The sequence below is a fragment of the Paracoccus amoyensis genome (assembly GCF_014490725.1).
In the GTDB taxonomy this organism is placed as follows: domain Bacteria; phylum Pseudomonadota; class Alphaproteobacteria; order Rhodobacterales; family Rhodobacteraceae; genus Paracoccus; species Paracoccus amoyensis.
Genome location: NZ_JACOQL010000007.1, coordinates 25,344 through 52,148, shown reverse-complemented (window position 1 = coordinate 52,148; position 26,805 = coordinate 25,344). Strand labels below are relative to the sequence as shown.

Genomic DNA, 26,805 nt, shown 5'->3' with positions numbered 1-26,805 from the left:
GGATTGGGCGGGGAAAGACGCAACAGCGCAAATCTCTTGACAGAATCGGGAAACCGGACGCAAATGCGGTAAGGATGGCGAAAAGCGTTTAACCCGACACAAGATCGCAGCTTTCGCCGGAGGCAGTCGCCGGTTCATCCGGCAGGCAGGAGCAGCGATGCAGGTGATCCGTCCCGTTGGCCGAGAGGCTGCGGCCAAGAAATACGACATCTTGTCGGCCATGATGGCGCATGCGATGGCCAGGGACCAGAACATGCAGCGTCTGGTTCTGCGTCTGATGTCGTTGATCACCACGCGATACAACTGGCAACGCAATGAACTGACCATGGGTCAGCGCGAAATTGCGCGGCTGTGGTGCGTCGATGAACGCACGGTCAAGCGCGACATGGCGCGGTTGAAGGCGATGGAGTGGGTGGTCGTCAAACGTCAGGGCGCGCGGGGCAGGGTGTCGGTCCTGGGTCTTGATCTGGACCGGGTGATGCTGGACACGCGGCCCGCCTGGCCCAATATCGGCGAGGATTACGTGGCCCGCGTCGGAGGGGGTGAGCCTGTGCGGGACCATGCCGACCAGACCGTGGTTCCGTTTCGCAGACCTGATCCGGTTGCGGGACAGGGTCTGTGGGGCAGGGCGCAAGCCATGCTGGCGGCCGAGGATCGTCCGCTTTACGATGCGTGGATCGCCTGCCTGACCGATGGTGGCGTGCATGAGGGCTGTCAGATCCTGATCGCGCCGTCGCGGTTTCATGCCACCTATCTGCGGACGCATATCCTTGCGCGGCTGCGCACGGCGGTCTTGCGCACGGATCCGACGGTGACGGCGGTGCGGATCGACACGATCTGACCGCCGAATCTATTGTTGACTGAAAGACTTTGGTATATCAGGAGGCAATTCTGAGGAAAGGCCTGTCTGGTGTCCCATCTTCGTAGCTATCGCAATGCCGGTCTCATTCCACGCGCCTCGGGTGCGGCGGTGGCGGCGCTGAAGACCCGGGCCGCCGCGTGGGATCTGGACCTGATCGAGACGCCTGACGCGCTGAGCATGGTCATTTGGGGCTGTGAATTGCGCTTGATCCCCGAATCCGATGCGGTGCGGCTGGAACTGTCCGCCCCTGAAATGCGGTTGATGGGCAATCTGCAGGACAGCGCGACCGAGATATTTGCCGAAGCCGGGCTTGAGGTGCAGTGGGAGCGGGTGAATACCGGCGCATTGGCGCCCGGTCTGGCGGTGATGCGCGTGGTGTCGGTCCGACAGGTGACGCCGGGCTTTACGCGCGTTCGCCTGCAAGGGCCGGAAGCCGCGCGTTTCGGGCGCGACAGCCTGCATTTCCGTCTGTTGCTGCCACAGCCGGGGCGCCGGCCGGTCTGGCCGCGCATCGGTGAGACCGGGCGCACGATCTGGCCCGAGGGTCCAGACGCGCTGCATCGGCCCGTCTATACGGTGATCGCGCAGCAGGATGATTGGCTGGATTTCGACATCTATCAGCACAAGGGCAGCCCGACCTGTGACTGGGCGCTGTCGGCGCCAGAGGGGCAGGAGGTGGCGATTGTCGGCCCCGGCGGCGGCTGGTGCCCCGAGGCGGACCGGCTGGTCCTGTTTGGCGACGAAACCGCGCTGCCCGCGATTGCCCGGATGCTGGATCTGGCGCGGGGCGAGGTGTCGGCCATCATTCGCGCCGATCTGCACGATCTTGGTGCGCTGGCGGCTGATCCGCGTGTGCGGCGGGCTGACGACCTGCTGGCGGCGCTGGCCGATGCGGACATCGGCGGCGCCTATGTGTGGTTCGCATCCCATGCCGAAGAGGCGCGACAGGCGCGCGGGCATCTTCTGTCACGCGGTCTGACCAAGAAAGAGTTCATGGCGGCGGCCTATTGGGGATAGGCCGCTGTCGATCCGCTGACACAAAAACGCCCGCATGAAGATGCGGGCGTTTTGCAGTTCATGTGAGATCGTCTCAGGCGGCGCGCTGCTTGCGGCGGCGCAACAGGGCCAGGGCACCCAAACCAGCCGGCAGCAGCAGAGCGCCTGCGGGCAGCGGCACCGGGGCAGGCTGCGTTTCGCCCGCGAAGTAAACCGAGGCATGCGACAGACCACCGATGGATTTGCCCGGACCTTCGGTCAGCCACAGGCCGCTAAGGAGTTCGGCCGAATTCAGCAGGAAGGCCGCAAAGGTGTTCGCCTGCTTCAGCGTCACCATGACATATTCGTAGCCCAGCGGATTTTCGACAGACCAGGTGCGGTCCGAGGTGCTGAAGCTTGCAAAGCCGCCATCGACATAGGCATCGTCATTGTCGGTCTTGTCCGCCAGGGTCCAGCCGGAGATACCGCCCAGGCTCCAATCCGCGTCGATGGTGTTGGTGTCATTTCCCGACTGGCAGGACGACGCGATCACCGCGTCAGGATTGCCTTGGGTCAGGGTGTATTTGACTTTTCCGGACGTGCAGGTTGCTGCCTGCGAAGCACCGGCTGCGACAATAAAAGCTGCCGCGAGAAGAAACTTGTTCACGATCATTACCTATGCATGGGGGTGGCAGAAGTCGCAGAGATGAAGCTGCATCTTGGCCGGTAGCATGGATAATACAAACGGACTAGTTTAATTTCAGGCTGTCTTTCAGATAATTGGTTTATCTCAACCAGAGGCAGAGTTCGGTTTTTTCGGCTATCGCCAGATGATCTATAAGAGCATACTTATTGAAATGAATGGCCCATAAGAGCGTGCTTATCCAAATGACGGGCCTATTTGTCTGATTCGTCTGCTATATGCCGGCAAATCATGAAAAGGCCCCGCCAAGCAGGGCCTTTTCCTCCGCGAGTGTGGTTTGTTCAGCGCGATTTGCGGCGACGCGCGGCAAAGCCTGCCATGCCGATCGCACCCGCCAGAAGGGGCAGCGTCGCAGGCAGCGGGATCGGAGCGGGCTGGCTGTCATCCAGATCCAGGCTCATGTTCAATGTCCCGCCAATCGCCCAGACTGCGGCAACCAGATCAGTGCCGACATCAAGAAAGCCCAGCGAAATCGAGGTGCCGTTTTCGATGTTGAAGCGCCCGTTTGCGCCGACCGAGGCAAAGAACTCGCTGATGCCATCGTTGATTTCGGCGAATGCGACTGCCGCCGAACCCAGGTAATCGCCGCCCCAACGACCGCTGCCGGTGAAGTTGAGGGTATAGTTGCCAGCCTCTTCGACTTCATGGGTAAAGCCACCGATGTGGAGCCACGAAACATCCGTGTCCTTGACCGTCGCGGCACCCGCCACACCGGCAAGGCCGATCACTGCCGCAGCGGCCAGTGCTGCCACGCGAAGTGTCTGTGTCATAAAATACCTCATTTGATTGAGTGTCGTGATTTTAGAATTGTTGCCGGGCCGTTATGCCAGAGCCGGCTCCGCGTTTAAATGTATGAAAAGTTAACCGGCGGGTGAAATTCACTAATTCGACATCGGCGAAAATGTGGATTTTGCACTGGAAAAGCTGGGTGGATTACCGCTGATTTGTAATTTCTGCTTTAGGCAAAGAAAGTTTTTTAATGGCTGATTTAGAATAAACAGGATGGTGTATAACTGGGTTTAATATGTGTGCATTAATATGGCAGCCCCCGGATTCTTCACGCAGATTTCGGGGCGGCCATATTTGCTTGCAACGATCCGAGGGTGCGATCAGGCGGCCAGCCCGGCATAGATACCGCCGCGCGCGATCAAGTCCTGATGGGTGCCGACTTCTGCGATTCGGCCTTCCTGCATGACGACGATCCGATCGGCATTGCGGATGGTGCCCAGACGATGCGCGATGATCAATGTGGTGCGACCAACGGCCAGACGGTCAAGGGCGGATTGAATCTCGCGTTCGGTCTGGCTGTCCAGCGCGCTGGTGGCTTCGTCAAGGATCAGGATCGGCGGATTTTTCAGAAAGGCGCGGGCAATGGCGACGCGCTGTTTCTGACCGCCTGACAGCATCACACCGCGTTCGCCGACGATGGTGTCCAGCCCGTCGGGCAGGTTGTCGATCATGCTGTCCAGTTGCGCCTGCCGCGCGGCATCACGGATCTCGCTATCGGTTGCGCCCAGGCGACCATAGGCGATATTTTCGCGCAGCGTGCCGCCGAACAGGAAGACGTCCTGACTGACCAGGCCGATCTGGCGGCGCAGGCTGTTCAGCTGCATCCGCGGCAGGTCCAACCCGTCAATGCTGATCCGCCCGCTGGTTGGTTCGTAAAACCGCGGCAGCAGCGCCAGCAGCGTGGTTTTGCCCGCACCGGACGGCCCGACAAAGGCGATGGTTTCGCCCGCTTTCACCGTCAGGTCGATGTCGCGGATGATCGGGCGGTCGCGGTCATATTCAAAGCTGACATGGTCAAAGCGGATATCGCCGCGCAGGGCAGGGGCCTCGACCGCATCGGGGGCATCGGCGATTTCCGGATCGGTGGCCAGCAATTCCTGATAGCGGCGAAAGCCCGCAATGCCGCGCGGATAGGTTTCGATCACGGCGGCGATTTTTTCCAGCGGGCGATAGAACACGCCGACCAGCAGCAGAAAACCGACAAAGCCGCCCGTGGTCAGCTGGCCGTTCAGCACAAAGCCCGCCCCCACGACCATGACGATCACCTGCACCAGCCGCAGGCCCATATATTGCAGGGCATTCGATGCCGCCATCACGCGATAGGCGTCCAGCTTGGCCTGCCGGTAGCGGTTGTTGTCGCCTGCGAAGAGGTGGTTTTCATGCGCCTCGTTGCCAAAGGCCTGCACGACGCGGACACCGCCAAGGGCCTCTTCCAGCCGGACGTTGAAATCGCCGACGCGGGAATAGATGTCGCGCCATGTCCGGGTCATCCGCCCGCCGTAAAAGATCACCAGCGCCAGCATGGCCGGCACGATCAGCGCCACGATCAAGGCCAGTTGCGGGTTCAGCCAGAACATCAGGATGAAGGCGCCGACAAAGGTCATCAGCGCGATAAAGGCGTCTTCGGGGCCGTGATGGGCAACCTCGCCGATCTCTTCCAGATCGCGGGTCACGCGGGCGACCAGTTTTCCGGTGCGGGCGCGGTCATACCACCGCCAGGACAGGCGCGTCAGGTGGTCAAAGGCGCGGGCGCGCATCACCGTTTCGATATTGATGCCCAGCTTGTGCCCCCAATAGATCACCACCGTCAGCAAGCCCGCATTGATCGCATAGAGGGCCAGCAGCCCTGCGGCAGCGGCGATGGTCAGGGTCCAGTTCCCCTGCGGCAGCAGGTGGTCGATAAAGGCCGTGATTGCCAGCGGAAAGGCCAGTTCCAGCAGGCCGGACAGCACCGCACAGCCGAAATCGAGCCAGAACAGCCCCATGAAGGGCCGGTAATAGGAAAAGAATTGCCGCAGCATGGTGTCCTTTCAGGCCGGGATGGCGACGGGGCTGCCATCCGGGCGGGTCAACACCTGCATGGGCAATCCGTAGATGTCTTGCAAGACCTGTGGCTGCATCAGATCGGCGGGCGTGCCTTGCATCGCGATCTTTCCGCCCTTGATCGCGACGATATGATCGCAGAAGCGGGCGGACATGTTCACCTCGTGCAGCACGGTGATCGCGCTGCGGCCCTGTTCGTGGCACATGCGCTGAACCAGCGACAGCACCTCGACCTGATGGGCGATGTCCAGCGCACTGATCGGTTCGTCCAGCAGCAGGGTGCCTGCCTGTTGCGCGACCATCATCGCCAGCCAAGCGCGTTGGCGTTCGCCGCCCGACAGCGTATCGACCATGCGATCGCGAAAGGGTTCCAGCGCACATTCGACCATGGCGCGATCCACCGCATCATGGTCGCGCGGACCAAAACGGCCAAGTGCGCCATGCCACGGATAGCGGCCAAGGGCGATCAGTTCGCGGACGGTCATCCCCTCGGCCGGCGGGGTGGTTTGCGGCAGAAACGCCAGACGCCGGGCATAGTCACGGGCGTTCCAGTCGGGCAGGGCGCGGCCCTCGAACGTGACGGTGCCGTGGCTGGGCAGGATCTGGCGGGCCAGGGTTTTCAGCAGCGTCGACTTGCCCGATCCGTTATGCCCGATCAGCGCGATGGATTTGCCTGCGGGCAGCTGCAACGTCAGATCCTGCAACAACCTGCGGCCCGGCACATCGACCGACAGGTTGCGGATGTCAAACAGGGGGGTGGTCATTTCTGCGACCTCATCATCAGCCAGATCAGCCAGGGCGCGCCGATCAGCGACGCGAACAGGCCCAGCGGCAGTTCATAGGGAAAGCCCGCCATCCGGGCGCCGAAATCGGCGGCCAGCATCAGGCAGGCGCCGATCAGCGCCGAGCCGGTGACGTGATCGGCCGGGCGGGCAAGGCCAAGGCGGCGGGCGACATGCGGGGCCATCAGCCCCACGAAGCTCAGCGGTCCGACCAGCACGGTCGCGGCCCCCGTGGCCATCCCGGCCAGCAGGATCAGCAGCATCCGGGCGCGGCGCAGCGGCAGGCCAAGCCCACCGGCCACGCCATAGCCCAGCGGCAGGATGTCCAGCCAGCGCCGCGCAGCCAGCGCCGCGATCCACAGCAGGCCTGCCACCATGGCCAGTCCAAGCGCCCCCATCATCGTCACGACCGAGGACGAGCCGCTCAGCCAGCTCAACACCGCCCAGGCCCGCGCATCGCCCACGGCCATGATGGCGGACAGGACGGCCGCAGCCAGCGCCGATACGGCGATGCCCGCCAGCAGCACCCGTTCGGGTGGCATGTCGCGTTGGCTGACGAACATCCCGATCAGCGCCAGCGCGACCGCGCCCCCGGCCATCGTGCCCATGGTCAGCGCCGCAGCCGTCGGCATCGCGACCAGATAGATCACCGCCGCATAGCCAAGCGAGGCGCCCCCCGACACGCCCAGCACCTCGGGCGAGGCCAACGGGTTCGCGGTCAGCCGTTGCAGGATCGCCCCCGCCAGAGCCAGCGCCGCCCCCGCCGCCGCCGCCGCGATCAGCCGGGGCAGGCGCATCGGCAGGAAGGCCTGAAAGCTGGCCCAGTCCAGCACCGCCCAGCCCCCCGGCACGCGCCCGATCCAGACCATCACCACCGCCATCGCGATCAGCAGCGCCACCAGTCCGATCAGCAGCGGTGCCGCGCGGTCGCGCCGCCGCGCCGTGCCATCGCCTTTTTCGGTTCCGGGCGGGGTCGATCCCCGCAGGCGCGGCAGCAACCACAGCAGCAATGGCCCCCCGATCAGCCCGGTCAGTGCGCCGGTGGGAAACATCTCTCCGCCCTGACCGGCGATGGCCATCACCAGACTGTCGCAGATCGACAGCAGCAGGGCACCGATGACGGGCGACAGGGCCAGCACATGATACAGGTTTCGCGCCCCCATGCTGCGGGCAAGGGCAGGGGCGGCCAGCCCGATAAACGCGATCAGCCCCAATTCGGCCGAGACCGCCGCCGCCAGAACCACCGCCACGCCGACCGCCAGCAGCCGGATCAACGCGACATTCAGGCCAAGGCCCGCCGCACCCTCGACCCCCAGGGACAGCACGCGCAAGGGACGGGCCAGCATGGCGGCCGCGATGCCCCCCGCGATCAGCACCAGCGCCAGCGTGCGCACCCCCGACCAGTCTTGCTGCACCAGCGATCCGCCGTTCCAGATCACCAGCGACAGCAGGTATTCCCCCTGGGCCAGCGTGATGGCCGTGGCAACGGCACTGGCCGTCATGCCGACCAGCATCCCGGCGATCACCATCGTCACCGGCGCGAAGGCCCGCGCAGCCCCGATGGCCAGCACCAGCCCCGCCGCCGACGCGGCCCCGATCATGGCAATCGGCCAACGACCATGATCCAGCAGGCCGGGCGCAAGGATTGTGGCCATGACCAGCGTCAGCTGCGCCCCGGCGGAAATGCCCAGCGTCGTCGGATCGGCCACCGGATTGCGCAGCACGACCTGCAGGATCGCCCCCGACAGGCCCAGAAGCGCCCCCGCCAGCAGGGCAATCGTCCCGCGCGGCATCATGCCAAAGGCCATCAGGATCTGTTCCAGCGACATGGCCTGCGCGTCAAAGGGCCATGCGGGCCAGTCTGCCATCGGCAGCATCTGTCGCGCATCCAGCAGCCACAGCCCGATTGCCAGCACCGCCGCCACGGGCAGGATCATTCGGATCGACCGGGTCATGACAGTTGCCCCGGCCCCTGTTCCAGCGCGTCGATCAGCCCTGCGCCAAAGCGGAGGGCTGATGGCACCCCGCCAAAGGGGTTGCCGTCGGGCACGAAATAAACCCGGTCTTCCGTCACCGCTGGCAGATGTTGCCACAGGATGCTGCGCGACAGGCTGCGGCGGGCATAGGCCGGAATCTCGCCCACGATGACCAGCCGCGCCTCGGGCATCTGGACCAGCTTTTCAATGGGAACCGGGGCCAGAAAGCTGAACTGGGTCACCTCAGCCCATGCGTTTTGCAGGCCCAGCCGGTCCAGCACATTGCCAAACAGGCTGTCATAGCCAAAGGCCCGCATATGCCGCGCATCGCCGATATTGACCATGCAGAAGGGGCGGTCGGCAAAGGTTGTGGCGCGGGCGGCCAGCGCGTCGAAACCGGCCTCGGCCCCTTGCAGCGCCCGCTGACCTGCCGCCGGGTCGCCGATCCTGTCGGCCAGGATGGTCAGCGCCGCCAGCACGTTCGGCAAGGGGGCTTCCTGCGGGATATAGAAGGGCAGCGACAGAACCGGCGCGATTTCGGCCAGCCGATCTTCGTATCGGGTGTAATAGTTCGATGACAGGATCAGGTCGGGGCGGATCAGTTGCAGCAGTTCGAAATTCGGCGCACCGCGCAGGCCCAGATCGGTGACGCCCGCCGGAATTTCCGGCTGCGCCACGTCCTGCCGATAGCGGATCAGTTCGGCGGCGGCGACGGGCATATGACCGATGGCGATGGCAGTTTCCAGCATCGCCCAGTCAATCGCCGCCAAGCGGGGTTGCGGCCCCCCAGCCTGCAAGCGCCCGGCCGCCCGCACAGGCAAACCCGCCGCCAGCATCATGCCGGCGGCGGTCAGGACGGCTCGACGAGAGGGCCGGAGACATGCGGCCCCGCCGCCTACCACTTGTAGGTCACTTTGGCCGTGACGGTGCGGCCTTCGCCGTAAGAGCAATACGAGAAACCGCAGGCCGAGACATAAACCTCATCCGTCAGGTTGGTGATGTTCAGCGAGGTTTCGATATTGCCGCGGGTATAGCTGCCGCCAAGGTCAACCAAGGTCACGCTGTCCAGCTTGGCCGTATTCGCGTCGTTGATGTAGCGCGACCCGATATAGCGAATGCCACCGCCAGCCCGCAGACCGTTGCCAAAATCGCGGTCCAGCCAGATGCTGGCCAGGTGATGCGGCGCATCGGCCAGTTCCTTGCCTTCAAACGCCGCAGCTTGGGGCGAGTTCTGCTTGGTGTCGTTATAGGCATAGCCGCCACGCAGATTCCAGCCATCGGCGATTTCGGCGGTTGCCTCCAGCTCGATGCCGCGAGACTTGACTTCGGGCAGCTGACGAATGCCAAATACGGTATTGCCGTCAATGACTTCCGAGACACTGCGATTGATGTTTTCCTGACGCAGATCATAGACCGCCAGGGTAATCAGGCCATCGAATGTCGTCGGCTGATATTTGATCCCGGCTTCCCATTGCTCTCCCTTGATCGGCTTCAGGATGTCGCCGTCGATCGTGACACCTGCCTGAGGATCAAACGAGGTCGAGTAGCTGATGTAAGGCACCATCCCGTTTGCCATGACATAAGACAGGCCGGCGCGGCCGGTCAGCTTGTTTTCCTTGTATTCAGACACCGAGCCGTAACGCTCTCCGGTCTGTTCGACCCAATCATAGCGCAGGCCGAACGAACCGCGCCAATTGCCGTAGATGATCTCATCCTGCACATAGACTCCGGCCTGTTTCAGCAGGCTTGGGCCAGCGTTGGGCGTGCCACTGAAGACCGGCATTTCGGCATAGTAATCGGGATTGCGCCAGTTCAGGTTCGAGGCAGATCCGAACTGGCTGCTTTCATAAGCATCGTATTTACGCACATCGACACCGACCAAAAGCTGATGTGTCGCCTGACCTGTCGTCAACTCGCCTGACAGGCGGGTATCGACGCTGAACGTCTCGCTTTCTTCGCTTTGGCGGCTGGAACCCCGGCTGAAGCTGGTGTCATCGACAACCGCGATGGCATAGGTGCTGCGATAGTCCCAGTCCAGCTTTTCGTAGCGGAAGCCCTGGCTCAGCGTCCAGCCATTATCCAGCTCATGGCTGACTTCCGCGCCGACGCTATACATCCTGCGGTCGCTGTCATCCCAGTTTTTCTGCCCGGTATAAAGGTCGCGCAGATAGTCGCCATCGCCCGTTTCGGTTAGCGCAAAGGGAACGCCGGTCGGGGACATGGGCGAATCCTTGGTGTAATTCGCCATGAAGTCGATGGTGGTCGCGGCATCCGGGGTCCAGCGGACAGCGCCTGCCAGATAACCACCGTCATTGGTCAGGTCTTCAATCTGGGTGCTTTCGTTTCGCCCGATCCCGGTGACGCGCCATGCCAGATCTTCGTTCACGACCCGGTTCACATCGAAGAACAGCTGGCTGCTGTCAAAACTGCCATAGCCGATGCCAACTTCGCCGAAATCGGTCGAACGGGCGCGTTTCTGCACCATGTTGATGACCCCAAGCGGCGAGCCTGCGCCATAGAGGGCCGAGGTCGGGCCGCGCAGCACCTCGATTTGCTGCATCCCGTAAAGCTCTTGCCCGATCGCGCCGAAGTAACGGCCTTGGCGAAGGCCGTTCACATATTGGGCATTGTCGGCCTTGAATCCGCGGACATAGGGCGTGTCAAAGCGGGGGTCGATCCCAAATGGCTCGGCCAGAACGCCGGCCGTTTAACCAAGTGCCTGCCCCAGATTCTGCGCGCCCTGATCCTCGATCTGCTGGTTGGTCACGACCGAGACGGACTGCTGCGATTCCGCGATGGGCGTCGCCGATTTCGACGCTTGAGAGCCGTTGGCCAGATAGCCGGACACGTCATCGACGGTCAGGACGATTTCGCCCAGAACAAAGACTTCGTCGCTGGTGGTGGTCGCTGCAGGGGCCGCGTCTTGCGCGGTGGCGGGCATGGCCAAGGCCAGAACGCTGGCGCTGGCAAGCATGAAAAAGCGGATAGAGGGGCGCATGGTGACCTTCTCCGGTTGCAAGGTGTTATCCTTGGCTTGTCACCGAACCGTTACCGCTGTCAAATCATACCCGACTAAAAAACTGCGAATTATTGATTGCGATGGGCGTCCTGTTGCAAATTTGCTGAATTGACGGCGGATTGCGCCGATCTGCCATGTTTAATGGAAAAGGGCGGACCGAAGCCCGCCCTTTCCTTGACCATTTACTATTAACGCTATCAACTCTTCTTACGGAAACGGAGCGATGCGATGCCGCCCAATCCTCCCAGAAGTAACAAGACCGTGGCCGGAATTGGCACGGGTGCAGGTTCGCCACCGTAATAGACGGAGGCATGTGAAAGTTCACGGGATGTCGTCCATTCGCCGGCCATGACATCTGCGGCCGTCAGCAGGAAGGCGCCAAAGGTTCTGCCCGCTTTCAGCACCAGCATCACCGACGAATAGTTGTCCATGTTCGAGATGGCCCAGTCGCCGCCAGAGGTGTCGTCAATCGGCATCGTCGCCCAGCTGAGAACGCCATCGCCATCCGGGCCATCGCTTTTCGTGGCAAGCGACCAGTCGGCAATGCCAAACAGGCCCGCGACGGTGCTTTCGGAATCGTTTTCACCAATGTTGCTATCCGTCGTGACGCAAAACTGATCCAGCACGGATGATCCGTCAGGGATATTCTGTGTGACGGTGAATTCGGTTTCCTGAATATTGCCGCTGCCACCGGCGGCCCAGTTTCCAGTGCATGTTGCAGCCGTCGCGCCCGTTCCGATCGCGGCAAAAGATGCTGCAGCAACAAGTCCTTTCCAGTGCTGCATTTAAACCTCCCAAACCTGAAACTCGTCCTGAATCACTATATATCACGGGATAATATCAGCGGGTTGGCCGATTTTTTAAGGGCACAACCATGAGGATAACGAGAATGCGGCGCGTTACGGAGGGTTGAAAAAACCCAGAAAAAACACACCGTGACGTTGCGACCAAGTGTTGTTTGGGGCTTGATTTATCGGAATTATGATTTTCATTTTTAACAAGTCTGCTTTTAATGAGCGCACAATTCACAAATTCGTGAATTAGATAATGATAATAAATCCAGCCCTATTTTTGGTGAATATGTGTGTTGTTAATTGCTGTTTTTCAGCGCCCAGGTCGTGTTGACAGAAAGGCTTCCACGGGTCCTGGCCCTGGGATGCGCGCAACCATGCTGGCGGTGCATCCGACATGCTGTCCTGGCGGTCAGCAGCGGCCGCGGTTCTTGGTGAGGAGGGCGGTCTGATTCAGCGACCTGTCAGACATGGGATGCAGGTCTGGATTTTTGCCTCTTGGACCTGTGCGGCGTTGGTGTGCTGACGATACCCCCAACACAGCCTGTATCACGCCGTCGTCCGCTCTCTGGCAAATCTGAAAGTGCCGATGATGCGGCGCATTTCGGCCTTTTGGCCCTCGCTCATGTAATTGTCGACAGAGCTGCTGATCACCATGGCCTTTGGCCCCAGATGCAGCGTTGTGCTGAGCAGGTGGACAGGCGTGCCTTTGCGCGACCAGGTGGCCTCGATCTCATGGGAACTCATGCCGTCGACGAACAAATCGCGGCGACCGATCAGCGTGAAATCCGTCAAGCCTGCGGCGGCCTTTTCGGCTTGATCGTTCATATATTCCGCGAAGGAGACGCCCCAGGGAATATCGTCACGGGTGATCGTCAGCGAAATTCCAAAGGCCGTCATATCCGAGGCCAGAATATTCACCGAGCGATCAAGCCAGGTGGCGGGCAAATCAAACGTGCCCTCGTTCACGCGATACATCGAGGTTACCCGCCCACACCTTTGTTCAGATGAATGAACGGCGAAAACTGATCAATCAGATCTTTTGACAGGGTGATATAGGTGCCGTCACCAAACATCAGCTGAATGCCCTCGGTCGTCAGCACGATCTTGGAATCGCCGACAGTCAGACTGATCGCTTCTGCGGCGCTGATGCCGATGACACCGCCGCCTTTTGTGTTGTCGCTGCTTAACAACATCTCGCTGGTGGCGGTCAGATGCATCATGTTATCGGCATTTACCGCCACCTTGCGGCCTGATGTCATCTGGATCATGTCGGCCGCAGAATAGCTGATCTCACCGGGGCCGGCATCACCTGCAATGGCGCTTTCAACGATCTTGTTGGCTTGCGACGCGCGGGTCAGGGCGACGGTTTCGGTCAGGTTGCCGCTGGCGACGGCCTTGGTTTCGTCGCCGGTCTGGACCGTGATCGACCGGTTGCCGTTTTCGACCATCGTGGATTCATTATCCTTGATGACCCGCTCCATGTCCTTCTGGGCGTGCATGAATATCTTCTCGGTGCCGTTGGCATCTTCGAAACTCAGTTCGTTGAAGCCGGACCCCTCATGCGTCTTGGTCTTGAAGCCACTTTTGGTCTTGCTGGCAGGCAGGCCATAGATGTTGCCGTTGCTGCCGTTGACCACGCAGCCGGTGACGATCGGCTTGTCGGGGCTGCCATCGATGAAATCGGCCACCACCTCCATGCCGACGCGGGGAATGACGACGCCGCCCAGTCCATTCCCGGCCCAGTTTTGCGCAACCCGGCAGCGCATCGAGCGGGAATCGTGCAAGTCCCAGTGAAACCGGATCAGGATGCGGCCAAATTCGTCGCAGTCGATTTCACCGTCGCCGACCACGACGGCGGTTTGCGGCCCCTCGACCACCGGGGCGGGGGTGCGTTTTGGCGGTGCCATCGGTGCGGTATCGGGCATCAGGGTATAGTTGCCGGTAAAGCTGTAGCCGTCACTGCCCTGACCACCCGAGCCATAGGCCTCGCTGACAAAGCTGTAATCGGCGGCAAGACACAGATAACCCTTGCCGGTTCCGGGGATCGGGTCGCCGGTCAATTGCACAAGGCTGCCCGGACCAAGCGCAACACAGTCGCCCGCCGCACGGATACGACTATCCTGCCCGCGTTCCTGATTCATCCGCACCTTGGCCAGAATGCGCCCGCTGGCTTCGTCCAGATAATCGCCGGGATATTCGTAGCTTTCCAACTGTCCAAAGGCATGGGCGGCGTCGCCAAGGCGGTCAACCTCCATCGCGGCGGTGGGCGATTTGAAATTGTAATCAATCAGGCGGACCGCACCGGTGGTCAGGTTGCGTTCGTTTGACCAGTCCCAGAAATGCTCACCCTCGGCCTGATGGTGGCCGTCATAGCTGCGATAGGGGCGTTGGCCGATGCTGTCATGCGCCAGCACGTCATCGGTCAGAACCATCGTGTGGCTGCCGCGCTTGTGCTGGAAGTGAAAGGTGATGCCGTGCCGTTCCATCTGACGGCGCACGAAATCAAGGTCGCTTTCGCGAAACTGCACGGTGTATTCCAGCACCGGATATTGTTCCGACACCTGAACCTTCAGCGCTGGATCGCCAAGCGATGCATAATCCGAGAAGATTTCCTGAATGATCTGGATCACGGTCTTGTTGTGAAAGATCCGCTGGTTCCGGCGGCGACCGGCCAGCCATGCCCAAGGCCGCAACACGATGCTGTAGCGATGCCCGTTTTCGCCGACGCCCGACCATTTGGCCTGTGTGACGATGCCATCGAACACGCGGCCGCCTTCGCGGCCGTCGATTTCGACGGTCGCATGCGTGCCCAGAAGTTGATCGAAATCCACATCACCATCCGGGGCCAAGGCCTCGATCCGGTATTCGAACAGATTGTTCATGTAATCGCTGCCATCAAAGCGCAGCAACACCAGTGCGTCCGGGCCAAGACTTGTCGTCAGCCGGCCAAGACGATCAGTCTGTTGGAACGGAGCATTCATCGCACTATCTCGCAATCTGAACGGAAAAACTGCCGAAATCATGGCATCGAATGCGCCACGTTTCCACCCCTTAAGCGCCCGACTGGCGGATTCCCGACAACCGGCGGATCGGTGTCTTCGTGTCATTGCCTCTGCCGGGGCCGCCGCTGTGGCGTCAGATCGCATGTTCAACAAACTTTCCTATTGTTGAACATTGGTGTATTCAACAATCATAAGGATCGTTGAACATGTCTGAAATTCTCTACCACAGCCCGCTGGCCCATGCCGCCTATCACGACCTGCTGCGGTCGCTGCGCGATGAGGCGATCGGCGATTTGCGCGGCACCCCGACCCGCGTGACCCGCAATGGCCGCATCTATTGGTATGACAGCTTTCGGGTCGGGTCCGAGGTGCGTAAACGCTATATCGGGGAAGACAGCCCCGAACTGGCGGCCCGGATGGCGCAGGCACGGGATGCCCGCGCCCCGGCGGAACAGCGCCGCAAGGATCGTGCCCGCTTGGTGCGATTGCTGCGGGCCGAGGGGTTTCTGGGCCTTGACCCGACCACCGGCAGTCTGATGGCGGCGCTGGCGGCGGCCGGGGTGTTCCGTCTGGGCGGCACGGTCGTCGGCACCCATGCTTTCCGGTTGTATGAGGGGGAATTGAACCTGCGGCTGGGCTTTGATCAAACCGCACAGACCGACGATCTGGACATTGCCAGCTTTGAGCGTCTGTCGCTGGTGCTGGAAGATATGGCCTCGCCGCCGGTGCAGCAGGTGCTGGGCGATTTCGATTTCGCGCCCACGCCCAGTCTGGAACCCGGCAAGGCATGGCGGTGGCGTCAGACGGCGGGGAATGCGCTGGTCGAATTCCTGACCCCGGCCTTTGGCGAAGAGGGCCTGCGCGATCTGCCCGCGCTTGCCGTGCAGGCGCAGGCGTTGCGGCATCTGAATTACCTGATCGCCGATCCGATCCCCGCCGCGATCCCCTATCGCAGTGGCGTGCTGGTCCAGGTGCCGCGCCCCGAACGCTTTGCCATCCACAAGCTGATCGTGGCCGAACGTCGCCGGGCCGATGATCGGTTGAAATCGGAAAAGGATCGTCAGCAGGCCGCCTTTCTGATCACCGCATTGGCGCAGGACCGCCCCGACGATCTGGCCGACGCGTTAGCGGATGCCCGCGCCCGTGGCCCCCGCTGGCGCGAGCGGATCGAGGCCAGTCTGGCACGGATGCCCGCCGTCGCGAAAACGCTGGCGGCGCTTTAGTCTGCGGGCTGTTTCAGGCTTTCGCGGGCCAGCGCCGCAATCAGGTCGGTGCGGGTGACGATGCCGACGATCCGCCCCTGATCCAGCACCGGAACCGCATCGGTTTCGCCATCCGCCATCAGCGGCAACAGCGCCGCCACCATCGTATCGGGCGCGGCGGTCGGCACATCGCGCGACATGATCTGTTCGGCCAGCAGGGGGGCCATCTGTTGCGACAGACCTTTGCGGATCAGGTGCAATTGGAAAATCACGCCCAGAAAGCGGTCATCCGTGCCCACCACGGGCAGCGAGGTAAAGCCGTGCTGCCGGAACTGTTCGGCCACCTGATCCAGCGGGGCGTCCGGCCCGACCGTCACCAGATCGCGGGACATGATATCGGCCACCGTTGTCGGTCCGGTGCGATGCCCCGCAGCCTGCATTTCGGCTGCGGCGATCAGGCGGGCAAGGTCTTCGACGCCAAGGTTCAGCGACTGGCGGTATTGGGCCAGAATATCGGTCAGCTCATCCTTGCTCAGGCCCAGCCGTTCGGTCGGCACATGATCGTCGGTGCCGTGGGTGTTCTGATCCTCGAACTGGCGAAAGGGATAGTGGCGGCCGGTCAGCCGGGCATAGATCACCGCCACGCAGACCAGCATCACCGTGCCAAGCGCCACCGGGCACAGCACGAACCAGAAGCCAAGGTCCCGGATCGCATCAGGCGACATGGCCGCCGTCATCGCCACCGCGCCCCCCGGCGGGTGCAACGCGCGGATCAGGATCATCGCCGTGATCGCCAACCCGACCGACAGCACCAGCCGCAGGGTCGGATCGGGCACGGTCAGGCAAACCGCGACCGCCACCAAGGCCGAGACAGTGTTTCCCATCACCGCCGACCACGGCTGCGCCAAGGGGCTGCTGGGCACGGCAAAGATCAGCACCGCCGTCGCCCCGAAGGGCGGGATCAAATACAGGCCAAGGTGATAATCCACCGGCGTGACCAGCAAAAACAGGCTGACCGCGGCCAGCCCGATCAGCGCGCCAAGCCCGGCGCGAAACGCTTCGGGCGTGGGGCCAGAGGGGATGGCGGGGCCAAGCGCACGCAGCACGCGGGTCAGGGATGAGGTCATGGCGGCGGTTCAATTCTGCCTGTGAATCGGGCAAATGCTGGCTAACGCGGCAGAATGCGGCTGGCAAGTGCCGCCTTGCCGCCCTGCGCCAGCACGTGCAGGACGTGCTGTTTCGTGCGCAAGATAGTCATATCTTGCCTGTCAGCTTTGACCCGAAACCACACAGGCGACCAACAACGCGGGGCGCAGGGCGCCGCGATTGTGGCAGGAATGAAAAAGCGCGACCCAATGCGCCGCGCTTTCCTTTTTCGACGGTCCCGAAAAATCAGAACGGGCTGTCGGGGTAATAGAACTGTTCCGCGTTTTCCGGCGTGATCAGCTGGCTGCCGATGATGTAGCGGCCAGCCATCGGTGCGCGGGAAACGAAGTTCAGCGCCGTCATTTCGATGGCGGCCGAAATCTGCGCGGGCGGGTAGGTGACGTTGGCGGGCAGCTGCGGGTCCTTGTCCCTGATGCGCTGGATGATTTCCTTCATGCCCGCGCCGCCCACGACCCACATTTCCTCTTCGCGTCCAGCCGCTGAAATCGCTTCCAGCACGCCAAGCGCCATGTCGTCATCTGCCGCCCAGACCGCGTTGATTTCCGGGTATTTCGACAGATAGTCCTGCATCACGGTAAAGGCGTCGTCGCGGTTCCAGTTGCCGTGCTGCATGTCAAGGATCTCGATGTCCGAGCCTTCCAGCGCGGCCTGAAACGCGTCGACGCGTTCATTGTCCAGCGTGGTCGGGATGCCGCGCAGAACGACGATCTTGCTGCCCGCTTCAAGGTTGTCGCGGAAATATTCGCCCGCAACGCGGCCAAAGGCGGTGTTGTCGCCCGCCACATACAGATCCTCGATCCCCGGCTGCGACAGGCCGCGGTCAACGACGGTGACAAACTTGCCCGCCTCGGCCACGGCGGCAACGGGGGCTGTCAGCGGCTCGGATTCGAATGGCAGCACCACCAGACCGTCGATGTCGCGGGTGGCCATCATGTCCTCGATATCGTTGACCTGCTTGGCGGCATCGCCCGCGGTGGCCAGCACGAATTCGATATTCGGATATACGTCGGCCAGACGGGCGATGGTGTCCTGCGCGTGCCAGTTCAGCCCGCCCATGAAGCCATGCGTGGCCGACGGGATCGAGACGCCGATGGTCACTTTCTCGGCCTCGGCATCCTGCGCAAAGGCCGCACCGCCCGTCATGCCCATGGCCAGCGCCAGCGCGGTGGCCCTTATCAGGTTTCTGCGTTTCATGTCATTTCCTCCCAGAAATCACCGCTCATCGGCGGTTTGCTTTTCCCGCTGCAACACGACAGCAAGGACGATGATGACCCCCTGGATCGCCCCATTCAGATAGGGGCTGACCAGATCGGCCAAATTCAGGATATTGTCGATCAGCGACAGGATCAGCACGCCGATCACCGTGCCCCAGACCCGGCCTTGCCCGCCCTTCAGCGCGGTGCCGCCGATGATGACGGCGGCAATCGCCTCAAGCTCCCACAAGACGCCGGTGCCGCCCGAGGCAGAGCCAAGGCGCGGGACGTAAAGCACCGTTGCGATGCCGACCAGCAGGCCCAGCAGGACATAGGTCAGCAGCTTCACCCGGTTCACGTCGATGGCCGAATAGCGGGCGACGCGGTCGTTCGATCCGATCGCCTCGACATGGCGACCGAAGCGGGACTGGCGCATGGTCCATTCGCCGATGATCGCGACAAGGGCAAAGACGATGATCGGCCATGTGATCCAGCCGATGCCGCCGAAATAGACCGGGCGATACAGCGTGCGCAGCGCGTAATCCAAACTCAGCGTGCCGCCATCGGCCAGCCAGGTGATCAGCGAGCGAAAGATCCCCATGGTGCCCAGGGTCACGATGAAGGGTTCGATCCCGGCCTTGGTGACCAACAGCCCGTTGATCGTCCCGGCGATGATCCCGCCCAGGATCGCCACCCCCATGCCCAGCAGGATCGTGCCCCAGTTCACCCCCAGGATCGGCACGAAATGGTTCATCGCGATAATCGCGATCCCGGCAAGGAAGGCCGCCATGGACCCGACCGACAGGTCCAGCCCGCCTGCCGTGATGACAAAGGTCATGCCGACCGCGATGATGCCGATAAAGGCCGACCGGGCCAGCACGTGGTGATATTCGCCGGCGCCAGGAAGGCGCTGTTCAGAAGCGCCCCAAGGATCACCAGCGCAATCAGCGCGACCAGCGGCCCCAGAAGATGAAGGTCGATGCGTTTCATGCGGCTTTCCCACTGTCGGTTATGACGCCCATCGCAAGGCGCACGATATTGTCTTCGGTCATGGCATCGCCCGCGACCTCTCCGGCCAGGCGGCCTTCGCGCATCACAAGGACGCGGTCGGACAGACCGATGACTTCGGTCATTTCGCTGCTGATGACGATAATGCCGCGGCCTTGGCCCGCCAGTCTGCGGATGAAGCTGTAAATCTGGCGCTTGGTGCCCACATCGATGCCGCGGGTTGGTTCGTCGATGATGATGATGTCGGGGTCGGGCAGCATGGTTTTGGCCAGCAACAGTTTTTGCTGATTGCCCCCCGACAGCTTGCCCGCGACCATCCCGCGGTCCTTGACGCGGATGTCGAATTCGCTGATCGCCTGATCCAGCGCGGCGGATTCCGCGCGCGTATCCAGCCGCCAGTTGCCGAACCGGTCCAGCGTCGTCAGCGTCAGGTTGGTTTGCAGGTTCTTGCCCAGCAGCAGGCCCGCCTCTTTGCGGTCCTCGGTCAGATAGGCCAGCCCGGCGGCCACGGCATCGCGCAGATCGCGGATCGTCACCGGCTTGCCCTGCACCCTGATTTCGCCGCTCGAGGGCAAGAGCCCCACGATCCCTTCCGCCAGTTCGGTGCGACCAGACCCGACAAGGCCCGCGATGCCCAGCACCTCGCCCCGCTTCAGGGTCAGGCTGACATCATGCACCCGGCCCGGAACGGTCAGGCCATGCACCTGCAGGGCGATGTCGTCGCCGTGACCGCCCTTGGGCGGATAGAAATCTTCCAGCTCTCGGCCGACCATCGCAGTGGCCATGCCGTCCTCGGTCAATTCGCCGCGCACCGCCTGCCGGACGACACGGCCATCGCGCAGCACGGTAATGCGATCGGCCAGATGCGCAACCTCATCCAGGCGGTGCGAGCAATACAGGATCGCCACCCCGTCCGCCCGCAGCCGGTCGATCTGATCGTAAAGCGTGCCGACCTCGCGATGCGTCAGCACGGCGCTTGGCTCGTCCATGATCAGCACGCGGGCATTGCGCGACAGGGCCTTTGCAATCTCGACCATCTGGCGATCGGGCACGGACAGATCGCGGATCAGCGTATCGGGCGAGATTGTCGTCTCCAGCCGCGCCAGCAACGCCGCCGTCTGCTCGCGCATCAAGGCATGGTTCAGCCGGAAACCGCCCAGTTCACGGCCCAGAAAGACATTGGCGGCGACGGTCAGGTCGGGGGCCAGGTTGAATTCCTGATGGATGACGACGATGCCCTGCGCCTCGGCCTGCGGACCGCTGGCGAAGGTGACGGGCTGACCGTCCAGCGCGATCTGCCCTTCGGTCGGGTCCAGAAACCCGCCAAGGATTTTCATGATCGTCGATTTGCCCGCGCCGTTTTCACCGATCAGGGCGTGAACCTGTCCCGGTTCCAGCGCCAGATCGACATGGTGCAGAACCAGTATCGGGCCGAAGCTTTTCGAGACGTTTTGCAGCGCCAAAGTGGTCATGTCTGAACCTTGACCCACGCCCCGTCCTGTTTGGACGATGCAAGACAGGCGGCGATGAAGGCCATGCCGGACAGGCCGGACTGGATGTCGGGAATACGCGTGGCAACCGTTTCATCCCCGCGAATGACGGCGGCGACATCGCTGTAAAGATTGGCAAACCCTTCCAGATAGCCTTCCGGATGACCGGGGGGCGTGCGGGAGGACTGACTGCGGTCCTGCGCACGGGTCAGGATGCGGGGGGCGTCGTCCTTGGGCGTGTAGATCAGCTCTTCGGGGTGGCGCAGGTGCCATTCCAACGCGCCCTTGGTGCCGAACAGGCGCAGCGACAGGCCGTTTTCCTGCCCGACCGCCACCTGCGATGCCCAAATCCCCCCCTTGGCACCCGAGGCATAGCGCAGTGCGATCCGGGCATCATCATCGACCGGACGGCCCGGCACCATGCTGGACAGATCCGCCGACAGCGATTCTGGCGTCTGGCCGGTCACGAATTCGGCCAATTGCCACGCATGGGTGCCGATATCGCCAATCGCGCCCGCGCCGGCCTGTTTGGGATCGGTGCGCCAATCGGCCTGCTTGTTGCTGGTATCGTCAGCCAGCCAGCCTTGCAGATATTCGGCCTGCACCAGCCTGACATCGCCAATCGCGCCATCCGCCACCATCGCCCGTGCCACGCGCACCATGGGCATGGCGCTGTAATTATGGGTCAGGAAAAAGCGGGCCTTGTTGTTTTTGACAGCCTCCCGCATCGCGGCGGCCTGTTCGGGCGTGGCGGCCAGCGGCTTGTCGCAGATCACGTGAATGCCCGCGTTCAGAAAGGCGATCGCGGGGCCGGCATGCATGTTATTGGGCGTGACGATGCTGACGGCCTCGATACCGTCGTCGCGTGCGGCCTCGGCCACGGCCATTTCGTTGAAATCGGCATAGGAGCGGATGCCAAGCTCGGCCGCGCTTTCCGCCGCCCGTTCGGGGTTTGACGACAGTGCCCCCGCGACCAGTTCATAGCGGCCATCCATCCGTGCCGCGATGCGATGGACCGCGCCGATGAAGGCGCCGCTGCCGCCGCCGACCATGCCAAGACGAACAGGTTTCATGAAATCCCCAATGCTTTGTTGATGTCGGCACGATTGACCGCACTGGCGGCGAAATCGTCGAAGGCGTGCGGTGTCACGCGGATGATGTGATCGCGGACGAATTGTGCGCCTTCACGGGCGCCGTCCTCGGGGTGTTTCAGCGCACATTCCCATTCGACCACGGCCCAGCCGTCAAAGCCGTATTGGGTCAGCTTGGAAAACACCTGCTTGAAATCCACCTGCCCGTCGCCCGGACTGCGGAAACGTCCGGCCCGGTTCACCCATGACTGATAGCCGCCATAGACGCCTTGTCGGCCGGTCGGCCGAAACTCGGCATCCTTGACGTGAAACATGCGGATGCGGTCGTGATAGATGTCGATGTTTTGCAGGTAGTCCAGCTGTTGCAGCACGTAATGCGACGGGTCATACAGCATGTTTGCGCGCGGGTGATCGTTCACGCGGTCCAGAAACATCTCGAACGTGACGCCGTCATGCAGGTCTTCGCCGGGGTGGATTTCGTAGCAGATGTCGACGCCCTGCTGTTCCGCCAGATCCAGCAGCGGACGCCAACGCTGCGCCAACGCATCGAACGCCGCCTCGACCAGACCGGGCGCACGCTGTGGCCACGGATAGACATAGGGCCATGCAAGCGCCCCCGAAAACGTCACCATCCGGTCCAGCCCCAACAGACGGCTGACGCGGATCGCCTTGGCCACGCGGTCGACGGCCCATTCCTGCCGCGCGGCCGGATCGCCGCGAAGGGCTGCGGGGGCAAAAGCGTCGAAACCGGTGTCATAGGCCGGGTGGACGGCGACAAGCTGGCCTTCCAGATGCGCCGAAAGCTCGGTCACGTCGACGCCATTCTGCTTCGCGATGCCCAGAAATTCGTCGCGATAATCCTGCGACTCGGCGGCGCGGTCCAGATCGAGGATGCGCGGGTCGCCGACGGGAACCTGCACGCCGATATAGCCGCAATCCGCCGCCCAGCGGGTAATTCCGTCCCAGCTGTCGAACGGCGCGGATTGCCCGATGAACTGCGCCAGAAACAGCGCCGGCCCTTTAATTGTCTGCATGATAACATCTCCCCAGCACCAGCCTGCATTGGAATGAAATCGATTGCAAACATTTTGTTGTGGAAGCGCGAAAGCGGGCCTATCGTGGGGGGATGAATCAGCGAATGACATCCAATGGTCGCGCGAAACTGGCCGATGTCGCGCGGGTGGCGGGGGTGTCCACCGCCACCGTCAGCCGCGTCCTGTCACAGCCCGCCGTCGTGGCCGAGGCGACGCGCGAAGCGGTGATGCAGGCCGTGGCGGCCACCGGCTACCGGATCAATCAGGCGGCGCGGAACCTGCGGATGCAGCGGACGGGCTGTGTCGTGGCGCTGTTGCCGAATATGGGTAACCCGTTCTTTGCCAAGATATTAGAGGGGATGGGCCGTGAGCTGGCAGCCAACGGCTATGACTTGCTGGTGTCCGACACGCAGGACAAGTCCGGGCGGCATGTCGGGCTGCATCGCTTTCTGGACCGCTCACGCGCGGATGGCATCATCCTGATGGATGGGCTGGTGCCGCAGGACGGGCTGAACGATCCCGATGCGCCGCCCGTCATCACCGCCTGCGAATGGATCGAGGATGCCGCCCTGCCTCGGGTCGTGCTGGACAATACCGAAGGGGGCCGTCTGGCCGTCACGCATCTGCGCGATCTGGGCCACAACCGGATCGGCCTGATCGGCGGCCCGCCGGTGAACGTGCTGCACAAAGCCCGTCTTCAGGGCGCGCAGCAGGCGGCGCTTGGTGCCGACCTGACGCTGTTTGATGGCGATTTCACGATGCAGTCGGGACAGGCCGCCGCGCAGGCATGGCTGACCTTGCCGGCAGAACAGCGTCCGACGGCGGTTTTCGCATTCTCGGACGAGATGGCCTGCGCCTTTATCGCCAGCCTGCATCGCACGGGCATCCGGGTGCCGCGCGACCTGTCCGTGATCGGCTTTGACGATATTGAAATGGCCTCGCTGCTGGCCCCGGCCCTGACCACGATCCGCCAGCCCAAGCGCGAACTGGGCAAACAGGCCGCCCGTGTGATGCTGCGCCGGATTGCGGGCAATGAGGTTCAGCCGATGGTGTCGCTGTCGCCGCTGCTGATGGTGCGGGAAACGACCGCTCGGTTGCCGCTTGACCCTACCGGATAAGCATTCATCCTGTGACGAAACAGCGAGGGTGACATGACCAGCCAACTGACCGAAGACCAGCGCCGCGTTCTGGATATGACGGTGCTGATGACCCCCGACATGGCCAATTTTTCGGGCAATGTTCACGGCGGCGCGTTGCTGAACTGGCTGGACCGCGTCGCCTTTTCCTTGGCGTCACGCTATTCCGGGTGCTACGCGGTGACGCTGTCGGTCGATCAGGTGACGTTCAAGCAGCCCATTCTGGTGGGTGAACTGGTCAGCTTTTCGGCCAGCGTGAACTATGTCGGCCGCAGCTCGATGGAGATCGGTATCCGGGTCGATGCCGAAAACATCGCCGAAGGCACGCGGCGCCACACCAACAGCTGTTATTTTACCATGGTCGCCGTGGACGAGGATCGAAAGCCCGTCGCCGTTCCCCCGCTATCGCTGAACACGGACGAACAAAAGCGCCGCTGGCACGCTGCCGAAGTCCGCCGCGAGCTACGTCGTGAATTTGCCGAACGGATGGAAAAATTGGGCAAAAACAAGGACTAACTGTCAGGGAAGCCAAGCCAGGCTTCCATGTCTTCCCAGGTTGTATTCATCGGCCATGCCTTACTAAGCCACGGGATGCCGATATGGCCGTATCGCAGCGACAATTGCCATTCAGCCGCATCCTCGCCGCTTTTGTCTATGCCTGCGACATATAGCGCAGAGGCCAACCCGGTGCGATCGGCGCCCCCCATGCAGTGGATCAACATCGGCTTTGGCGCAGTCCTCATCACCTCCAGCAGCGCCTTTACCTGTTCGGCATCCAGTTGCGTGCTGGCAGACATGCGAAAATCGATGTGCTGAATGCCCAGCCGATCGGCGACGGCGCGCTCGGTCTCATACCAATCGGCGCCGTTGCTTTCACCGCGCAGGTTCAGGACGCTGGCAATGCCATACTCGCGTTTCCAGCGCGCCAATGCCTGACCGTCCATCTGCGCTGCGCGATACACCGTGCCGGCGCTGACTTCGTGAAAATTCCCGCTGACATGCAGAGCCGCCAGATAGGCGACAAGTAGGGCCAAAACCGTCATCCCGGCCAGAAACATATGCTTAACTCTACGCCGCATCTTGGGATACTCGATTGTGTTCGCCCGGAATTTACGGGGCGGCAGACACAGTGGCGAGCGGCGTTTTCAGCCAGACGATCACGTTGTGGCGATGTGCTGAAGCGACACTTTTCCTGCACGGCCCGATCTGTTGCCATTCAGGAACAGAGAGGTGCCCCGTGAACCATCGTCGATCATGTTATTTGCGAAGATGCCGCGGCTATGCGCAGGTGTTTTTGTAATATATGGCGCTTTTTTGTGAGGCTATCTTGGCGACTATAGTTTCTTACTTACCGTTTGATCAAAGCAATCTGAATTTCTTTGAGATTTTTGCCAGAGGAAGAAAAGAGAATTTTTATACCGACCGGAAATTTGAACTTCTGGGTCAGAAAGCCTCGGACGCACTTGTCATGAATCTGGATGCGACGGATGGCGGGTATCGCAAGACCATCCTCTTTGGTTCGGATTTGGGTATCAACAGCAATGACAGATTGAACGATGGCACCGTTTCCATCATCGCAGACGCTTACTCTTTGAGCCCAAATGGGTTTTATCGGGATAACTGGATCATTGCGGGTGTGAATATCGATGCGCAAGCCGTCACACGGGCCGCCAACACCAGAAGCATTACCGACGACACGGCGCTGATCAGGGACGCCCTGTCAAAGAATGACAAGTTCACCCTTGGCGTTTTCAATGATTCTGTCGATGGCTACGCGGGCAATGACAATATCAACGGCGGGCATGGCAACGATACGTTGGTCGGGGGTGTCGGAAATGATACCCTGCTTGGCGGGGCGGGGAACGACGTGCTGACACTGGACGCCGGCAATGACCGCGTTCTGGGAAATGAGGGCAGCGATACGCTGATGGTCGCCGGCAACGCTGCGGTCACCATCGATCTGAGGCGGACGGACGCGCAAGACACCGGTCGTGGCTTTGATACGATCCGTGGGATTGAAAACGTGGTCGGCGCCAAAGGAAGTGATGTTCTGTCGGGGAACCGCGCGATGAACTGGATCGAGGGTGGCAACGGGTCCGATCGTCTGGATGGGCGCGCCGGTGATGACAGGCTTGCCGGGGGGCTTGGCGTTGACTTTCTGACCGGCGGCGCGGGAAGGGATCAGTTCATCTTCACCTCGGCCGGTGAAATGGGCACCGGATTCCGCGCTTCGGACTTCATTCTGGACTTTCAGGACGGCCGGGATCTGATCAATCTGGATGCGGTTGACGGATCGGTGGGCCGCACCGTGACCAGGTTCAATGCCGCCGGATTTTCCGGCACCGGCGAACCTGAAGTAACCTTCAAGAAACGCGATCTTGCCGGCACGGACAATGACCTGACCGTTGTGCAGTTGGATCGGGACGGGGATGGCGATATTGACGGCTATATCCGCATCAAAGGATTGTTTGACCTGACGGCGGATGATTTTCTGCTGTAATCCTGTGTCGGCAGACGGGTTCGAACGGACGGACATGCA

General features: G+C 61.9%; 23 protein-coding genes and 1 pseudogene. 6 read left to right on the top strand and 18 right to left on the bottom strand.

Translation table 11 applies throughout. The features are described from left to right. Positions 1-157 precede the first annotated feature (157 nt). Together H4P12_RS17680 and H4P12_RS17675 are read left to right on the top strand one after the other, a co-directional pair. Complete coding sequence (locus H4P12_RS17680; RefSeq protein ID WP_187794951.1) at positions 158-841, top strand: hypothetical protein; 684 nt, start codon at positions 158-160, stop codon at positions 839-841. Positions 842-910: 69 nt separating this feature from the next. Beyond that, positions 911-1,879, top strand: a complete 969-nt coding sequence (locus tag H4P12_RS17675; RefSeq protein WP_187794950.1) for a siderophore-interacting protein — start codon at positions 911-913, stop codon at positions 1,877-1,879. Between the two features lie 73 nt (positions 1,880-1,952). Here the strand turns inward: H4P12_RS17675 and H4P12_RS19220 are convergent, their stop codons facing one another. From H4P12_RS19220 to H4P12_RS17625, 11 genes are all read right to left on the bottom strand, one after another. Further along, entirely contained in the window at positions 1,953-2,504 is a 552-nt protein-coding gene (locus tag H4P12_RS19220; RefSeq protein WP_223115883.1) for a VPLPA-CTERM sorting domain-containing protein, read from the bottom strand. Positions 2,505-2,821: 317 nt separating this feature from the next. After that, a complete protein-coding gene (locus tag H4P12_RS17665) occupies positions 2,822-3,310 on the bottom strand; it encodes a PEP-CTERM sorting domain-containing protein (RefSeq protein ID WP_187794948.1) in 489 nt (162 codons plus the stop codon). A gap of 339 nt (positions 3,311-3,649) precedes the next feature. After that, positions 3,650-5,350: an ABC transporter ATP-binding protein gene (locus H4P12_RS17660; protein ID WP_187794947.1), complete on the bottom strand. Its 1,701-nt coding sequence runs from the start codon at positions 5,348-5,350 to the stop codon at positions 3,650-3,652. A gap of 9 nt (positions 5,351-5,359) precedes the next feature. After that, positions 5,360-6,136, bottom strand: coding sequence for an ATP-binding cassette domain-containing protein (locus H4P12_RS17655; protein ID WP_187794946.1), 777 nt, complete (start codon positions 6,134-6,136; stop codon positions 5,360-5,362). Continuing rightward, entirely contained in the window at positions 6,133-8,109 is a 1,977-nt protein-coding gene (gene fhuB, locus H4P12_RS17650; RefSeq protein ID WP_187794945.1) for a Fe(3+)-hydroxamate ABC transporter permease FhuB, read from the bottom strand. The genes H4P12_RS17655 and fhuB overlap by 4 nt, the downstream gene beginning before the upstream one ends. After that, the gene (locus H4P12_RS17645; RefSeq protein WP_187794944.1) at positions 8,106-9,032 is read right to left on the bottom strand and encodes an ABC transporter substrate-binding protein; all 927 of its coding nucleotides are present in this window, start codon (positions 9,030-9,032) and stop codon (positions 8,106-8,108) included. Before H4P12_RS17645 ends, fhuB begins: the two co-directional genes overlap by 4 nt. Beyond that, complete coding sequence (locus H4P12_RS17640) at positions 9,026-10,807, bottom strand: TonB-dependent siderophore receptor (RefSeq protein WP_343069856.1); 1,782 nt, start codon at positions 10,805-10,807, stop codon at positions 9,026-9,028. The genes H4P12_RS17645 and H4P12_RS17640 overlap by 7 nt, the downstream gene beginning before the upstream one ends. A gap of 30 nt (positions 10,808-10,837) precedes the next feature. Beyond that, positions 10,838-11,149: a hypothetical protein gene (locus tag H4P12_RS18925; RefSeq protein ID WP_246449363.1), complete on the bottom strand. Its 312-nt coding sequence runs from the start codon at positions 11,147-11,149 to the stop codon at positions 10,838-10,840. A gap of 197 nt (positions 11,150-11,346) precedes the next feature. Then, positions 11,347-11,934 (bottom strand): hypothetical protein, encoded by a 588-nt coding sequence (locus H4P12_RS17635; protein WP_187794943.1) that lies wholly within the window; start codon positions 11,932-11,934, stop codon positions 11,347-11,349. Between the two features lie 555 nt (positions 11,935-12,489). After that, on the bottom strand, positions 12,490-12,918 hold the full coding sequence (locus H4P12_RS17630) for a DcrB-related protein (RefSeq protein ID WP_187794942.1): 429 nt from the start codon (positions 12,916-12,918) through the stop codon (positions 12,490-12,492). A gap of 5 nt (positions 12,919-12,923) precedes the next feature. Then, on the bottom strand, positions 12,924-14,924 hold the full coding sequence (locus H4P12_RS17625; protein WP_187794941.1) for a type VI secretion system Vgr family protein: 2,001 nt from the start codon (positions 14,922-14,924) through the stop codon (positions 12,924-12,926). Positions 14,925-15,151: 227 nt separating this feature from the next. Between H4P12_RS17625 and H4P12_RS17620 the strand changes: the two genes are divergently transcribed. Then, on the top strand, positions 15,152-16,168 hold the full coding sequence (locus H4P12_RS17620) for a nucleotidyltransferase family protein (RefSeq protein ID WP_187794940.1): 1,017 nt from the start codon (positions 15,152-15,154) through the stop codon (positions 16,166-16,168). Here the strand turns inward: H4P12_RS17620 and H4P12_RS17615 are convergent. The 6 genes and pseudogenes from H4P12_RS17615 to H4P12_RS17590 all read right to left on the bottom strand — a co-directional run bounded on the left by H4P12_RS17615 (position 16,165) and on the right by H4P12_RS17590 (position 23,130). After that, a complete protein-coding gene (locus tag H4P12_RS17615; protein WP_187794939.1) occupies positions 16,165-17,274 on the bottom strand; it encodes an HPP family protein in 1,110 nt (369 codons plus the stop codon). The two genes, H4P12_RS17620 and H4P12_RS17615, sit on opposite strands and share 4 nt — an antisense overlap. Positions 17,275-17,539: 265 nt before the next feature. Next, positions 17,540-18,508, bottom strand: coding sequence for an ABC transporter substrate-binding protein (locus H4P12_RS17610; RefSeq protein WP_187794938.1), 969 nt, complete (start codon positions 18,506-18,508; stop codon positions 17,540-17,542). A gap of 18 nt (positions 18,509-18,526) precedes the next feature. Next, positions 18,527-19,497, bottom strand: a pseudogene (locus H4P12_RS17605) (ABC transporter permease). Further along, the gene (locus H4P12_RS17600; RefSeq protein WP_187794937.1) at positions 19,494-20,987 is read right to left on the bottom strand and encodes a sugar ABC transporter ATP-binding protein; all 1,494 of its coding nucleotides are present in this window, start codon (positions 20,985-20,987) and stop codon (positions 19,494-19,496) included. The pseudogene H4P12_RS17605 and the gene H4P12_RS17600 overlap by 4 nt, the downstream one beginning before the upstream one ends. Beyond that, complete coding sequence (locus tag H4P12_RS17595) at positions 20,984-22,078, bottom strand: Gfo/Idh/MocA family protein (RefSeq protein ID WP_187794936.1); 1,095 nt, start codon at positions 22,076-22,078, stop codon at positions 20,984-20,986. The genes H4P12_RS17600 and H4P12_RS17595 overlap by 4 nt, the downstream gene beginning before the upstream one ends. Then, positions 22,075-23,130, bottom strand: a complete 1,056-nt coding sequence (locus H4P12_RS17590) for a sugar phosphate isomerase/epimerase family protein (protein WP_187794935.1) — start codon at positions 23,128-23,130, stop codon at positions 22,075-22,077. The genes H4P12_RS17595 and H4P12_RS17590 overlap by 4 nt, the downstream gene beginning before the upstream one ends. A 104-nt stretch (positions 23,131-23,234) precedes the next feature. Here H4P12_RS17590 and H4P12_RS17585 point away from each other — a divergent pair, with 104 nt between their 5' ends. Then, a complete protein-coding gene (locus tag H4P12_RS17585; protein ID WP_187794934.1) occupies positions 23,235-24,248 on the top strand; it encodes a LacI family DNA-binding transcriptional regulator in 1,014 nt (337 codons plus the stop codon). Positions 24,249-24,281: 33 nt separating this feature from the next. Then, the gene (locus tag H4P12_RS17580) at positions 24,282-24,782 is read left to right on the top strand and encodes an acyl-CoA thioesterase (protein ID WP_187794933.1); all 501 of its coding nucleotides are present in this window, start codon (positions 24,282-24,284) and stop codon (positions 24,780-24,782) included. Here H4P12_RS17580 and H4P12_RS17575 read toward each other — a convergent pair. Continuing rightward, positions 24,779-25,345 (bottom strand): dual specificity protein phosphatase family protein, encoded by a 567-nt coding sequence (locus H4P12_RS17575; protein ID WP_187794932.1) that lies wholly within the window; start codon positions 25,343-25,345, stop codon positions 24,779-24,781. The two genes, H4P12_RS17580 and H4P12_RS17575, sit on opposite strands and share 4 nt — an antisense overlap. Positions 25,346-25,734: 389 nt before the next feature. On the opposite strand from H4P12_RS17575, the gene H4P12_RS17570 reads away from it, so the two are divergent. Then, positions 25,735-26,766: a calcium-binding protein gene (locus tag H4P12_RS17570; protein ID WP_187794931.1), complete on the top strand. Its 1,032-nt coding sequence runs from the start codon at positions 25,735-25,737 to the stop codon at positions 26,764-26,766. Positions 26,767-26,805: the final 39 nt, after the last annotated feature.

Excerpts from the sequence above, each read along its gene's own strand:
- H4P12_RS17680 (WP_187794951.1), top strand. The coding sequence starts at position 158 with ATGCAGGTGATCCGTCCCGTTGGCCGAGAGGCTGCGGCCAAGAAATAC.
- H4P12_RS17665 (WP_187794948.1), bottom strand. The coding sequence starts at position 3,310 with ATGACACAGACACTTCGCGTGGCAGCACTGGCCGCTGCGGCAGTGATC.
- H4P12_RS17660 (WP_187794947.1), bottom strand. The coding sequence starts at position 5,350 with ATGCTGCGGCAATTCTTTTCCTATTACCGGCCCTTCATGGGGCTGTTC.
- H4P12_RS17655 (WP_187794946.1), bottom strand. The coding sequence starts at position 6,136 with ATGACCACCCCCCTGTTTGACATCCGCAACCTGTCGGTCGATGTGCCG.
- fhuB (WP_187794945.1), bottom strand. The coding sequence starts at position 8,109 with ATGACCCGGTCGATCCGAATGATCCTGCCCGTGGCGGCGGTGCTGGCA.
- H4P12_RS17635 (WP_187794943.1), bottom strand. The coding sequence starts at position 11,934 with ATGCAGCACTGGAAAGGACTTGTTGCTGCAGCATCTTTTGCCGCGATC.
- H4P12_RS17630 (WP_187794942.1), bottom strand. The coding sequence starts at position 12,918 with ATGTATCGCGTGAACGAGGGCACGTTTGATTTGCCCGCCACCTGGCTT.
- H4P12_RS17625 (WP_187794941.1), bottom strand. The coding sequence starts at position 14,924 with ATGAATGCTCCGTTCCAACAGACTGATCGTCTTGGCCGGCTGACGACA.
- H4P12_RS17620 (WP_187794940.1), top strand. The coding sequence starts at position 15,152 with ATGTCTGAAATTCTCTACCACAGCCCGCTGGCCCATGCCGCCTATCAC.
- H4P12_RS17615 (WP_187794939.1), bottom strand. The coding sequence starts at position 17,274 with ATGACCTCATCCCTGACCCGCGTGCTGCGTGCGCTTGGCCCCGCCATC.
- H4P12_RS17610 (WP_187794938.1), bottom strand. The coding sequence starts at position 18,508 with ATGAAACGCAGAAACCTGATAAGGGCCACCGCGCTGGCGCTGGCCATG.
- H4P12_RS17600 (WP_187794937.1), bottom strand. The coding sequence starts at position 20,987 with ATGACCACTTTGGCGCTGCAAAACGTCTCGAAAAGCTTCGGCCCGATA.
- H4P12_RS17595 (WP_187794936.1), bottom strand. The coding sequence starts at position 22,078 with ATGAAACCTGTTCGTCTTGGCATGGTCGGCGGCGGCAGCGGCGCCTTC.
- H4P12_RS17590 (WP_187794935.1), bottom strand. The coding sequence starts at position 23,130 with ATGCAGACAATTAAAGGGCCGGCGCTGTTTCTGGCGCAGTTCATCGGG.
- H4P12_RS17585 (WP_187794934.1), top strand. The coding sequence starts at position 23,235 with ATGACATCCAATGGTCGCGCGAAACTGGCCGATGTCGCGCGGGTGGCG.
- H4P12_RS17580 (WP_187794933.1), top strand. The coding sequence starts at position 24,282 with ATGACCAGCCAACTGACCGAAGACCAGCGCCGCGTTCTGGATATGACG.
- H4P12_RS17575 (WP_187794932.1), bottom strand. The coding sequence starts at position 25,345 with ATGCGGCGTAGAGTTAAGCATATGTTTCTGGCCGGGATGACGGTTTTG.
- H4P12_RS17570 (WP_187794931.1), top strand. The coding sequence starts at position 25,735 with ATGAATCTGGATGCGACGGATGGCGGGTATCGCAAGACCATCCTCTTT.